The sequence below is a fragment of the Roseiarcus sp. genome (genome assembly GCF_049514155.1).
GTDB lineage: Bacteria > Pseudomonadota > Alphaproteobacteria > Rhizobiales > Beijerinckiaceae > Roseiarcus.
This window is the reverse complement of record NZ_JBEKVH010000036.1, coordinates 16,620-27,544: the sequence shown is the minus strand read 5'-3', so window position 1 is coordinate 27,544 and position 10,925 is coordinate 16,620. Positions and strand designations below refer to the sequence as shown.

The window sequence follows — 10,925 nt, the reverse complement described above, 5'->3', positions numbered from 1 at the left end:
GCAAGAGAGGCGCTCTCCAGGCAGCGAGAATGGGTAAACAAGGCATACAGCTACGGGGAGTATGCTCGTTCCCTTTGGCTTATCCCGACCGCCGAAGTGCCGATGACCAACCTGGTGCGCGAGAGCATCGTCGAGGAGGCGAAGCTGCCGCTGCGCTTCACCGCCGGCACGCTGTGTTTCCGCGCCGAAGCGGGCGCCGCGGGCAAGGACACGCGCGGCATGATCCGCCAGCATCAGTTCGAGAAGGTCGAGCTGGTGTCGATCGCGACGCCCGAGCAATCGCTCGCCGAGCACGAGCGCATGACCGCTTGCGCCGAAGAGGTGCTGAAGCGGCTCGGCTTGCACTTCCGCACCATCGTGCTGTGCACCGGCGACATGGGCTTCGCGTCGCGCAAGACCTACGACATCGAAGTCTGGCTGCCGGGCCAGGGGCGCTTCCGTGAGATTTCGTCGTGCTCGGTGTGCGGCGATTTTCAGGCGCGGCGGATGAACGCGCGCTGCAAGGCGGCCGACGCCAAGAACACGCGCTTCGTCCACACGCTCAACGGCTCGGGCGTCGCGGTCGGCCGCGCGCTGGTCGCGGTGCTGGAGAACTACCAGAACCCCGACGGCTCGGTGACGGTGCCGGACGTCCTCAAGCCCTACATGGGCGGCCTGACGCGCATCGCGCCGAAGCCGTGAGCGCAGTGGCGCGGGCCTCCGCGCCCGCGATCGCGCAGAGTCGTCGCGGCCACGGAGGGCCGCGCCACTGACAGCGCGGCAGACGACCGGGGAAGCCTCAAGGCTTCGCGCACTCGCCGTCGGCGACGACCTTCGCGTCGTCAGCCTTGGCGAAGCAGTCGCTGGAATAGGTCTTCGTCGTCCCGTCCTTGACGGCGCAGACCGGCTGGTAGACTTCAGCGCAGAAGATCGGCGTTTTCGTCGGCTTTGGCGTCGGGTCGCCGCATTGACCCTCGCGCACGACCTCGGCGTCGTCGGCCTTGGCGCAGCCGACGTTGGAATAGGTCTTCTGGACGCCGTCCTTGAGCCCGCAGACGGGCGCCCATTGCGCGGTGCAGAATCCCGCCGCCAGGCCCGGCGCCGGGGCGAGCGACGCGGCGGCGAGGGCGGCGAAGGCGAACCATCTCCTCATTGCCGATCTCCGCGGCTCGTGGCGACGCCGGAAGGATCGCACGGATCGCGCCGCGGCGCGATAGGGCGCCGCTTCGCGCGAATCGGCTAGGCGCGCTAGAACGGTCGGTCACCGGCCGGGCCGGGAAAGGGCGTCAATGCGAATTCTGATCACCAACGACGACGGCGTTCACGCCCATGGCCTGAAAGTTCTGGAGAGAATCGCGCGCAAGCTCGGCGACGAAGTGTTCGTCGTCGCGCCGGAAAGCGACCAATCGGGCGTCGCCCATTCGCTGTCGCTCAACAACCCGATGCGGCTGCGCGAAGTCGGCCAGCGACATTTCGCGGTGCAGGGGACGCCGACCGACTGCGTCATCATGGGGGTCAGGCGGCTCCTTGCCGACGCGCCGCCCGATCTCATCCTCTCGGGCGTCAACCGCGGCCAAAACATCGCTGAGGACGTCACCTATTCCGGCACGATCGCCGCGGCGATGGAGGGCGCGTTGCTCGGCGTTCCCTCGATCGCCCTGTCGCAGTGCTACGGCGGCGCGCGCGACAAAGTCGAATGGGATTGCGCCGAAACGCTCGGTCCGCAAATCGTCGAGCGCATCCTCGCCGCCGGCGTCCCGGAAGGCATGCTGGTCAACGTCAACTTTCCCGCTTGTTCTGCGGCGAAGGCGACGGGCATCGCCGTCACGCGGCAGGGCAGGCGCGACAGCGAACTGATGCAGATCGAGGAGCGCCGCGACGGGCGCGGAATCCCTTACTATTGGCTGAAGTTCACCCGCGGCGGATTCGAAGCCGAAATCGGCAGCGACATCGAGGCGCTCGCGGCCAACAAGGTGTCGATCACGCCGCTGAGCCTCAACCTGACCGACGAAGCGACCCGCGCGCGCTACGCCGCGGTCTTCGCGAGCGGCTGAGGCGATGGCGACGCCCGCCGATGATCGCGCGCCGAGCGCCAATCCAGAGGCGGAAGAGCGCATTCAATTCATGTTGCGGCTCAGAGCGCGCGGCATCCGCGACCTGCGCCTGTTGCGCGCGCTGGAGCGGGCGCCGCGCTCGCTGTTCATGCCGCAGCGCTATGCCGACGTCGCCGCGCGCGACATCGCTTTGCCGATCGGCGGCGGCCAGACCTCGCCGCCGCCTTCGGTGGTGGCGGCGATGATCGAGGCGCTCGATCCGCCGCCGCACGGCCGCGTGCTGGAAGTGGGCGCCGGGAGCGGCTACGCGACCGCGCTGCTGGCGCAACTCTCGGGCGAGGTCGTCTCGCTCGAGCGCCGGCGCACGCTCGCGCTCGAGGCGGCGGCGCGACTGTCCGCGTTCGGAGTCGACAATGCCCGGATCGAATGGGCCGACGCGCTCGCTTACGACGCCGGCGCCGCCCGCTTCGACGCGATCCTGATCCACGCCGCGGTCGAGTCGCCCCCGACCCGGCTGCTGGCGTTTCTTGCCGAGGGCGGCGCGCTGGCGGCCGTCGTCGCCGGCGAGCGTGCGGCCGATCAGCACATTGTCCGCTGGGTCCGCCGGCCGGGGGGCGACGCCTTCGAGGCGAGCGAGCGCGGATCGGTTCGCGCCTTCCGACCCCTCGCGCCGGGGCTCGCAGGCGGCGATTGAGCCGCGCTCAGGGCCGTCACACGGGCGCCGCGGATGCGGCGTTTCGGCGCCAAAATATTCATCTTAAACCAAGTCTTAAGACGTTCGCACCAAACTGCCTGCGTGTTGGGTCGCGTATGAGTGGGTTGGGCCGATGAGAGAGTTCGCAGCGTTTGTTGCGCGGCGCGGCGCGGTTCGCGTCGCTTTAACCGGGTTGATCGGCGTCTGGCTGGCGGGCTGCTCCCCGGATACGGACCGTTTTTCACAAGCCTACGCGCCGGCCTCCGATCCCTTCGCCAATCCTTTCGCCTCAAACGCCACGGCCGCGCCGACGTCGAGCGTGGCCTCGGCGACGCTCGCGCCGCCTTCGCCCGTTCAGACCGCTTCCATTCCGCCGGCGCCGGTTGCGTCCGCGCCGCAGTACCGCGTCGCTGCGAGCCAGCCGGTCGGCGGTTCGGCGGCTGGGTGGAGCATCGTCGGCGGTTCGCCGATCGTCGTCGCCCAGGGCGACGACGCCGACAGCGTGTCGAGCCGCTACGGCGTGCCGACCGCGGCGCTGATCAAAAGCAACGGCCTGACCAGCGGCTCGCAGATCCACGCTGGCATGCATCTCGTCATCCCGGTCTATAGCGCCGGCGCCGAGCCGAACGGCGCCAAGCCGAAGAAAACCGCCGCGGCCGACGCCGCCGACGTTGCGCCCGCCAAGCGCGTCAAGGCCAAATCGGCCAAGGAAGAGGCCGCCGACGCTGCGCCGAAGGTCAAGGCGAAGGCCGGGACCGAGGCGCGCGACGACAAACTCGCGGCCAAGACAAACGACAAGCCGACGGCCAAGGTCGCCGACAAGAGCGGCGACAAGCCTGCCGCCAAGCCGGCCGCGCCGCAGTTGACCGCGAAGAACGACGGCAACGCCCAGACGACGACGGCCAAGAAGTCGCAGCCCGACGTCACGCCGACCGCCAGCGTCAAGCCGACCGACACGGCGGCGCCGATGACCAGCGCCGAAGCCGACGCCGCCGGCGTCACGCCCGAGTTCCGCTGGCCGGCGCGCGGCCGCATCATCGAAGCCTTCAAGGCCGGCGGCAACGACGGCATCAACATCGCCGTGCCCGAGGGCACCTCCGTGCGCGCGGCCGAAAGCGGGGTCGTCGCTTACGCCGGCGACGAACTCAAGGGTTACGGCAACCTGGTGCTGATCCGCCATCCCAACGGCTTCGTCACCGCCTACGCCAACAACGGCGAGCTCGACGTCAAGCGCGGCGACACGGTCAAACGCGGGCAGATCATCGCCAAGTCCGGTCAGACCGGCAACGTCAACTCGCCGCAGCTGCACTTCGAGTTGCGCAAGGGTTCGACACCGGTCGATCCGACCAGTTATCTCGCCGGCCTCTGAGAGCGCCGTCGAGACGAAGAGGTCGTCCGACTCCTCCAGGCCGGACGCAATTCCCACGGGCGGACCGCGAGACACGTAAAGCGCCGTGGGCGGTAAACCAGGCGGCGGGTCCCAGGAAAGGCCCGCCGCCTTGGCGTTGTTCAGCTTTCGCGGTCGAGCCGGCGGCCAAGCCGGCCGGCGAGATCCTGGGTGAACTGCCAAGCGGTGCGGCCGGAGCGGGCGCCGCGCGTCGTCGCCCATTCCAGCGCGTCGCGTTCGATCTCCTCGAGCGGCGCGTCGAGGCCGAAATAATCGGCGTAGCCGCGCACCATGGCGAGATACTCGTCCTGGCTGCAATGGTGGAAGCCGAGCCACAGGCCGAAGCGATCCGACAGCGACACCTTCTCCTCGACCGCTTCGCCGGGATTGATGGCGCTCGAGCGCTCGTTCTCCATCATCTCGCGCGGGATCAGGTGGCGGCGATTGGAGGTGGCGTAGAAGACGACGTTGGCGGGCCGCCCCTCGATGCCGCCTTCGAGCGCCGCCTTCAGCGACTTGTAGGACGTGTCGCCGCCGTCGAAAGAGAGATCGTCGCAGAAGACGATGAAGCGGTGCGGCGCGTCGCGCATCAGCGCCATCAGCGCCGGCAGGCTCTCGATGTCCTCGCGGTGGATCTCGACCAGCTTCAGCCGTCCGTCGCCAATTCCGCGGCGATTGATCTCGGCGTGCGCCGCCTTCACCAGCGACGACTTGCCCATGCCGCGCGCCCCCCACAGCAGCGCGTTGTTGGCGGGCAGGCCGTGGGCGAAACGCAGCGTGTTGTCGATCAGCAGGTTGCGCACGCGGTCGACGCCGTGCAGCAGCGATATGTCGACGCGGTTGACCTTGGCGACCGGCTCGAGCGCGCCGCTGTCGGCGCGCCAGACGAAGGCGTCGGCGGCGGCGAAATCGGGGCGGCGACGCGGGGGCGGGGCGATCCGCTCCAGCGCGTCGGCGATGCGGGCCAGCCGCTCGGCGAGGTCGGGCGGGGCGAGGAACGGGGCGGTCATCGGGTCATCCATCGGGGCTGGCGGGATTTGCCACAAACCCGCGGCCAGCTCCAGCGCTTGCGCCGCCTCAACTCGGCCTTACCCCCGCCGTAGGCTCGGCGGCGAGGTCGTCGAGGATGGGACAGTGGGGCCGGTCGTCGCCGTGGCAGGCGTGCACCAGCTTGTGCAAGGTCGTCGCCATCGCTTGCATTTCGGCGATGCGGCCTTCGAGATCGACGAGATGATCCTTGGCGATGCGTCGGACGTCGCGGCTCGGTCGCTCGTCGTCGCGCCACAGCGCCAGCAGCGCGCCGATTTCGTCGATCGAAAAGCCGAGGCGGCGCGCGCGCCGCACGAAGCGCAGCTCGTGGACGTCGCTGTCGCAATAGTCGCGATAGGCGTTGTCGCGCCGGGCGGCCGGCCGCAGCAGGCCGATCGCCTCGTAATGGCGGATCATCTTGGCGCTGACGCCAGTGGCCGCCGCCGCCGCTCCGATGTTCATGATGAAAGCCTCTTGACCTTCCAATGATGGGAAGGTGTAGCCCGTCCGGCGAGAGTTAGGCAACAGCGAGATCCGAAATGTCCAGCGCCGATCCCGAAGCCGAGCGCGCCGGCCACGCTCACGATCACGGCCATGCCCACGAGCACGGCCACGGCGCGCCGGCGGCCGGGTCGGCCACGGACCCGGTCTGCGGCATGAGCGTCGACCCAGCGAGCGCCAAGCACAGCGCCGAATTCGCTGGCAAGACCTACTATTTCTGCAGCGCCGGCTGCCGCGAAAAGTTCCTCGCCGAGCCGCAGCGCTACCTCGGTGAAGCGCCGGCCGAAGCGGCGCCGAGCGCGCCCGCTGGAACGATCTACACCTGCCCGATGCACCCGGAGGTCCGTCAGGTCGGGCCGGGAAGTTGCCCGATCTGCGGCATGGCGCTCGAGCCCGTGACGCCGGCCGCTGAGACCGGACCGAATCCGGAACTCGTCGACATGACCCGACGATTCTGGGTCGCCGTGGCGCTGGCGGTTCCCGTGGCGGGGCTCGAAATGGCCGGCCACGTTGTGAACCTCGACGCGATCGTCAGTCCGCAGGCGACGAACTGGATTCAATTGGTCCTGGCGACGCCGGTGGTCCTTTGGGCGGGCTGGCCGTTTTTCGTGCGCGGCGCGCGGTCGATCGTGTCGCGCAATCTCAACATGTTCACCCTGATCGCGCTGGGGACGGGCGTCGCCTGGACCTACAGCGTCGTCGCCACCGTCGCCCCCGGCGTTTTTCCCGCCGCCTTTCGCGGCATGGACGGCGCCGTCGCGATCTATTTCGAAGCCGCGGCGGCGATCACCGCGCTCGTGCTGCTCGGACAGGTGCTCGAGCTCAGGGCGCGCGAGCGCACCGGCGGCGCGATTCGCGCTCTGCTCGATCTCGCGCCAAAGACCGCCCGCCGCGTCCGCCCGGACGGGAGCGACGAAGACGTCGCGCTCGAGCGCGTCGCGGTCGGCGACCGGCTGCGCGTGCGTCCGGGCGACAAAGTCGCGATCGACGGCGAAATCCTCGAAGGCGGCAGCGCGATCGACGAATCCATGGTGACGGGCGAGTCGATGCCGGTCGCCAAGACGGTCGGCGACCGCGTCGTCGGCGGGACGATCAATCAGACGGGCGCCTTCGTGATGCGCGCCGATCGCGTCGGTCGCGACACCGTGCTGGCGCAAATCGTCGAGATGGTGGCCAAGGCGCAGCGCAGCCGGGCGCCGATCCAGCGTCTCGCCGATCAGGTGGCAGGCTGGTTTGTGCCGCTGGTCGCCGCCGTCGCCGCCCTCGCCTTCGTCGCCTGGGCGACGCTCGGTCCCGAGCCGCGCCTCGCCTACGGGCTCGTGGCCGCGGTGTCGGTGCTGATCATCGCCTGTCCCTGCGCTCTCGGGCTGGCGACGCCGATGTCGATCATGGTTGGCGTCGGTCGCGGCGCGCGGTCAGGGGTGCTGATCAAGAACGCCGAGGCGCTGGAGCGGTTGGAGAAGGTCGACACGCTCGTCGTCGACAAGACCGGCACGCTGACCGAGGGCAAGCCGCGCGTCGTCGCGCTCAGCGTCGCGCCGGGCTTCGCTTCCGAGGATGTGCTGCGCCTCGCTGCGAGCCTGGAACGCTCGAGCGAGCACCCACTGGCGGCGGCGATCGTGGCGGCGGCGAAGGAGAAGGGGCTGGCTTTGGCCGACGCGGAGAACTTCGACGCGCCGGCGGGCAAGGGCGTTCGCGGGTTGGTGGAGGGTCGCGCGGTGGCGATCGGGACCGAGGGCTTCCTCGCCGAATGCGGCGTCGACTTGACCTCGATCGTCGCGGAGGCCGAACCTTTGCGCCGCGACGGCGCGACGGCGATCTTCGCCGCAATCGACGCGAAGGCCGCCGGCGTGATCGGCGTCGCCGATCCGGTCAAGCCGACGACGCCGGCCGCGCTGCAGGCGTTGCGCGACGCGGGCGTGCGCGTGGTCATGCTGACCGGCGACAACCGCACGACCGCTGAGGCGGTCGCGGCGAGGCTCGGAATCGCCGAGGTCGAGGCGGAAGTCCTGCCGCAGAACAAAGCCGACGCGGTCGCCAGGCTGCGTAAACAGGGTCGAATCGTCGCGATGGCCGGCGACGGCGTCAACGACGCGCCGGCGCTCGCCGCCGCCGACGTCGGCGTGGCGATGGGGACGGGAACCGACGTCGCGATCGAGAGCGCCGGCGTCACGCTGCTCAACGGCGACTTGCAGGCGCTCGTGCGCGCGCGGCGACTGTCGGCCGCGACGATGCGCAACATCCGCCAGAACCTTTTCTTCGCCTTCATCTACAATTCTGTCGGCGTGCCGATCGCCGCCGGAATCCTCTATCCCGTCTTCGGCGTTCTGCTGTCGCCGATCATCGCCGCGGCGGCGATGGCGCTGTCGTCGGTCAGCGTGATCGGCAACGCGCTGCGGCTGCGATCGGCGAAGTTGGATTGAGCTGCTGGCCTCGCGTTGGCGAGCGCCAACCTCGTCGGCCGGCCGTCGCTCGTCAACGTGTTCGCGTCGTGGTGCGTCGAATGCCAGCTGGAGCATCCGCTGATCATGCAGATGAAGTCGCGGGGCGTCGCGCCTATCCATGGACTTAACTACAAGAACCGCCCCGACGACGCCGCGCGTTGGCTCAACACATTTGGCGACCCCTATACGCGCACCGGCGCCGACCTCGACGGCCGAGTCGCGATCGATTGGGGCGTCTACGGCGTGCCCGAAACCTTCGTCATCGACGCGGACGGCCGCGTCGCCTTCAAGCACATCGGGCCGCTGACGGCGGAGGTCGTCGAGCGGACGATCATGCCGCTGATCGACAGCCTGAGACGGATGCGGCCGCTAGTCGACAGGCAGGACGACTCGTGAGTTGTTTCGGCGCGGGAGCATTCAGGCGACGATCAATCAGCAGAAAAGGACAAGCGACAATGAAGACCACATCGCGTGCGAAGGCCTCGCCTTCCCATCCCCGCCGCTGGCTGATCGGGGCGCTGGCGCTGGCCGCTATTGGCGGGTTGGCCGCTGTCGGTTTCTCCGCACTCGCCCAACAGCCCGCGTCAGCCGAGCCCGCGATCCCCGCGGGCGCCAACTTCGCATCATGGGCGGACAACGGCAAGGACGGGCAGCGCGTGCTGCAACTCGTCAAGGGCGACATGCCGGCGGTGGGCGCCGTCGTCTCCGGCGTCGTCAAGACGGATACGAATTGCGAACCAGACGCTCAAGGCATCTTCCATTGCCATAACCTCATCGCGCTCGCCAACGGCGGCGAAATCGAGGTCGTTCATAACCACATGATGATGAACTACCCGTGCCTTTCGCCCGACCAGAAGCTGACGCTCGCCCATCTCAATTCCGATTGGCTCGTCGCAAGGGACGCTCAGTAGCAATTCGGAGCGACCGCGACGCTCGCTCTGCGCAAGGAAGCGACGATGAACGATTGGTCCAACTATCTCGTCTTTGGCGGGTATCCGTATGTCGCCTTCGCGGTGTTCCTGCTCGGCGGTTGGTTGCGCTTCGATGGCGAGCCGCACATTCAGCCCGATGGCTCGGGCCGCCTGCTTAGCCGCCGGCAACTGACGCTCGGCGTGACGCTCTTTCACGCCGGCGTCCTGATCCTGTTCGTCGGCCATCTCGTCGGCCTGCTGACGCCAATCCAGGTCTTCGAGTCCGTTGGAATTTCCCACAGCTTCAAGCAGTCGATGGCCAACGTCATTGGCGGGACCGCCGGAACGGTCGCCTTCATCGGCCTCCTTCTGCTGCTGTGCAGCCGACTGAACGAGTCGCGAGCGCGCCCACCGTCGCTGTTCGGCGACGTCGCGATTCTGCTGCTGATCCTGGTCCAACTCGGCCTCGGACTTAGCACCATCCCTGTCGCGCTCGCCAAGATGAGTAGCGGCTGCGAGGCCCTGCCGCTCATGTGGTGGGCGCAAAGCATCGCGACGCTGAAGCCGGCCGCCGCCGCCGGTTACATTGCGGGCATGCCGGTGATCTTCAAGCTGCACATCGTCAACGGCTTGGCGATCGTCCTCCTGTTCCCGTTCACGCGGCTGGTGAACATCTGGAGCGTGCCGGCCTGGTTTCTCAGCCGTTGGCATAACCCCTTGGGGCAGCCGAGCCCCGTGGGGTAAGCGATCCGTCGCGGCCCGCTCCTTCGCGATTGCGCGGTCAGCCGACCCTTGGCGGAATCGGCGGACCGTAAGCTTCGCGTGACGCGGAGGAGGGGCGCATGAGGACGATCGGATGGATAGGTCTGGCCGCGTTGTCCGGGCTTTTCGCGGCGGGGTCGGCAGAAGCGGCGGAGAGCGGCTTCATCGCCCGGTTTCTCGGCGTCGAACCATCGAAGACGGCCGAGGCCTTCGCCTGCTTCAACCGCATCTACGATCCCGCCCATCTCGCCCAGCATCCGCAGCAGAACGTCAAGACGATGACGCTGCTGGCGGTGGTCGATCCGGCCAATGCCGACGAAGTGCAATTGCGCTTTGGCGTCACGTTCCGCACGCGCAAGGGCATGCTGGAGACCAACGGCGGCTGCGCGACGTTGAGCGGCGAGGGCGACGCGGCGGCGAGCGCAACGACCGTCCATTGCAACGTCGATTGCGACGGCGGCGCGATCGACGTGACGCTCAAGACCGACGGAAATGTTCTCATCGGCATTCCCGCCGGCGCGCGGCTGTGGAAGCCCGGCGACGACAATCCCGAAGACAATGTCCACGGCGCCTTCGGGCCGGACGACAAACTGTTCCGGGTCGATCGCGCCGCGCTCGGCGAATGCCTGCCGCTGGCGGTCGACAAGGACGAGCGCGCGCGGCTGACGCGTGGCCGCTGAACGAAGCAGGGGGCGGCGATGGGCGCATTGGGGCGAAGGCTGCTGGTCAAGTCGGCGCTCTTGGCCGGGTTCGGTCTCGCCGCCGCGCCCGGTCGCGCCGAGCCGGTGCGGGCGGCGAAGGTCGTCTATCATCTGGTCGACGCGGAACGGGTTGGGCTCGCGCTGGGAAACCTGCGCAACCATGTCGTCGGCGCCGGCGGCCCCGGCGCCGCGCGCTTCGCCTGCGTCGTGCTGGGTCCGGCGCTGAGGCTCTTCCACCGCTCGGGCGGCGACCTCGCCGCGGCCGAGGATCTGCGCGACCGATTGGCCGACGGCGTCGCGTTCTACGCTTGCGCCAATACGCTTGCGGCGCTGAAATGGACGCTCGACGACCTGCAGCCGGGGTTCCTGCTCGCCGAAAAGGGCGGGGTGACGCTGCTCGCCGACCTCCAGGCCCAAGGGTACGCCTATATTCGGCCGTGACGGCGGCTGGCGAAATGGTCAG

13 protein-coding genes are annotated in these 10,925 nt (G+C 68.7%); 10 read left to right on the top strand and 3 right to left on the bottom strand.

The window, feature by feature from the left end:
* Positions 1-681 (top strand): serine--tRNA ligase (gene serS, locus ABSF49_RS07725; RefSeq protein WP_424112061.1); only part of this gene is annotated, 681 nt, incomplete at its 5' end.
* A 97-nt stretch (positions 682-778) separates the two neighbouring features.
* On the opposite strand, the gene ABSF49_RS07720 is transcribed toward serS, so the two are convergent.
* Positions 779-1,132, bottom strand: coding sequence for a Kazal-type serine protease inhibitor domain-containing protein (locus ABSF49_RS07720; RefSeq protein WP_424112060.1), 354 nt, complete (start codon positions 1,130-1,132; stop codon positions 779-781).
* 136 nt (positions 1,133-1,268) lie between these two features.
* Between ABSF49_RS07720 and surE the strand changes: the two genes are divergently transcribed.
* The 3 genes from surE (at position 1,269) to ABSF49_RS07705 (ending at position 4,096) form a co-directional block, all read left to right on the top strand.
* Positions 1,269-2,033 (top strand): 5'/3'-nucleotidase SurE, encoded by a 765-nt coding sequence (gene surE / locus ABSF49_RS07715; protein WP_424112059.1) that lies wholly within the window; start codon positions 1,269-1,271, stop codon positions 2,031-2,033.
* A 4-nt stretch (positions 2,034-2,037) separates the two neighbouring features.
* Complete coding sequence (locus ABSF49_RS07710) at positions 2,038-2,727, top strand: protein-L-isoaspartate O-methyltransferase family protein (protein ID WP_424112058.1); 690 nt, start codon at positions 2,038-2,040, stop codon at positions 2,725-2,727.
* A gap of 133 nt (positions 2,728-2,860) precedes the next feature.
* Positions 2,861-4,096: a peptidoglycan DD-metalloendopeptidase family protein gene (locus ABSF49_RS07705; RefSeq protein WP_424112057.1), complete on the top strand. Its 1,236-nt coding sequence runs from the start codon at positions 2,861-2,863 to the stop codon at positions 4,094-4,096.
* A gap of 140 nt (positions 4,097-4,236) precedes the next feature.
* Here ABSF49_RS07705 and ABSF49_RS07700 read toward each other — a convergent pair whose 3' ends face one another.
* On the bottom strand, positions 4,237-5,124 hold the full coding sequence (locus ABSF49_RS07700; RefSeq protein ID WP_424112056.1) for an ATP-binding protein: 888 nt from the start codon (positions 5,122-5,124) through the stop codon (positions 4,237-4,239).
* A 67-nt stretch (positions 5,125-5,191) separates the two neighbouring features.
* Entirely contained in the window at positions 5,192-5,605 is a 414-nt protein-coding gene (gene cueR, locus ABSF49_RS07695; RefSeq protein ID WP_424112055.1) for a Cu(I)-responsive transcriptional regulator, read from the bottom strand.
* Between the two features lie 77 nt (positions 5,606-5,682).
* On the opposite strand from cueR, the gene ABSF49_RS07690 reads away from it, so the two are divergent.
* The 6 genes from ABSF49_RS07690 (at position 5,683) to ABSF49_RS07665 (ending at position 10,903) form a co-directional block, all read left to right on the top strand.
* Complete coding sequence (locus tag ABSF49_RS07690) at positions 5,683-8,067, top strand: heavy metal translocating P-type ATPase (protein WP_424112054.1); 2,385 nt, start codon at positions 5,683-5,685, stop codon at positions 8,065-8,067.
* Between the two features lie 15 nt (positions 8,068-8,082).
* Positions 8,083-8,484, top strand: coding sequence for a DsbE family thiol:disulfide interchange protein (locus ABSF49_RS07685; protein WP_424112053.1), 402 nt, complete (start codon positions 8,083-8,085; stop codon positions 8,482-8,484).
* A 59-nt stretch (positions 8,485-8,543) separates the two neighbouring features.
* On the top strand, positions 8,544-8,999 hold the full coding sequence (locus ABSF49_RS07680) for a hypothetical protein (RefSeq protein ID WP_424112052.1): 456 nt from the start codon (positions 8,544-8,546) through the stop codon (positions 8,997-8,999).
* A 45-nt stretch (positions 9,000-9,044) separates the two neighbouring features.
* Positions 9,045-9,743 (top strand): respiratory nitrate reductase subunit gamma, encoded by a 699-nt coding sequence (narI, locus tag ABSF49_RS07675; protein ID WP_424112051.1) that lies wholly within the window; start codon positions 9,045-9,047, stop codon positions 9,741-9,743.
* A gap of 98 nt (positions 9,744-9,841) precedes the next feature.
* A complete protein-coding gene (locus tag ABSF49_RS07670) occupies positions 9,842-10,441 on the top strand; it encodes a hypothetical protein (RefSeq protein ID WP_424112050.1) in 600 nt (199 codons plus the stop codon).
* 18 nt (positions 10,442-10,459) lie between these two features.
* Positions 10,460-10,903, top strand: a complete 444-nt coding sequence (locus ABSF49_RS07665) for a DsrE family protein (RefSeq protein WP_424112049.1) — start codon at positions 10,460-10,462, stop codon at positions 10,901-10,903.
* The last annotated feature ends 22 nt before the right edge of the window (positions 10,904-10,925 follow it).

What these genes read in the sequence shown, in the direction of transcription:
- ABSF49_RS07690 (WP_424112054.1), top strand. Translation starts at nt 5,683, where the DNA reads ATGTCCAGCGCCGATCCCGAAGCCGAGCGCGCCGGCCACGCTCACGAT.
- narI (WP_424112051.1), top strand. Translation starts at nt 9,045, where the DNA reads ATGAACGATTGGTCCAACTATCTCGTCTTTGGCGGGTATCCGTATGTC.
- ABSF49_RS07720 (WP_424112060.1), bottom strand. Translation starts at nt 1,132, where the DNA reads ATGAGGAGATGGTTCGCCTTCGCCGCCCTCGCCGCCGCGTCGCTCGCC.
- ABSF49_RS07700 (WP_424112056.1), bottom strand. Translation starts at nt 5,124, where the DNA reads ATGACCGCCCCGTTCCTCGCCCCGCCCGACCTCGCCGAGCGGCTGGCC.
- ABSF49_RS07665 (WP_424112049.1), top strand. Translation starts at nt 10,460, where the DNA reads ATGGGCGCATTGGGGCGAAGGCTGCTGGTCAAGTCGGCGCTCTTGGCC.
- ABSF49_RS07680 (WP_424112052.1), top strand. Translation starts at nt 8,544, where the DNA reads ATGAAGACCACATCGCGTGCGAAGGCCTCGCCTTCCCATCCCCGCCGC.
- ABSF49_RS07705 (WP_424112057.1), top strand. Translation starts at nt 2,861, where the DNA reads ATGAGAGAGTTCGCAGCGTTTGTTGCGCGGCGCGGCGCGGTTCGCGTC.
- cueR (WP_424112055.1), bottom strand. Translation starts at nt 5,605, where the DNA reads ATGAACATCGGAGCGGCGGCGGCGGCCACTGGCGTCAGCGCCAAGATG.
- ABSF49_RS07670 (WP_424112050.1), top strand. Translation starts at nt 9,842, where the DNA reads ATGAGGACGATCGGATGGATAGGTCTGGCCGCGTTGTCCGGGCTTTTC.
- surE (WP_424112059.1), top strand. Translation starts at nt 1,269, where the DNA reads ATGCGAATTCTGATCACCAACGACGACGGCGTTCACGCCCATGGCCTG.
- ABSF49_RS07710 (WP_424112058.1), top strand. Translation starts at nt 2,038, where the DNA reads ATGGCGACGCCCGCCGATGATCGCGCGCCGAGCGCCAATCCAGAGGCG.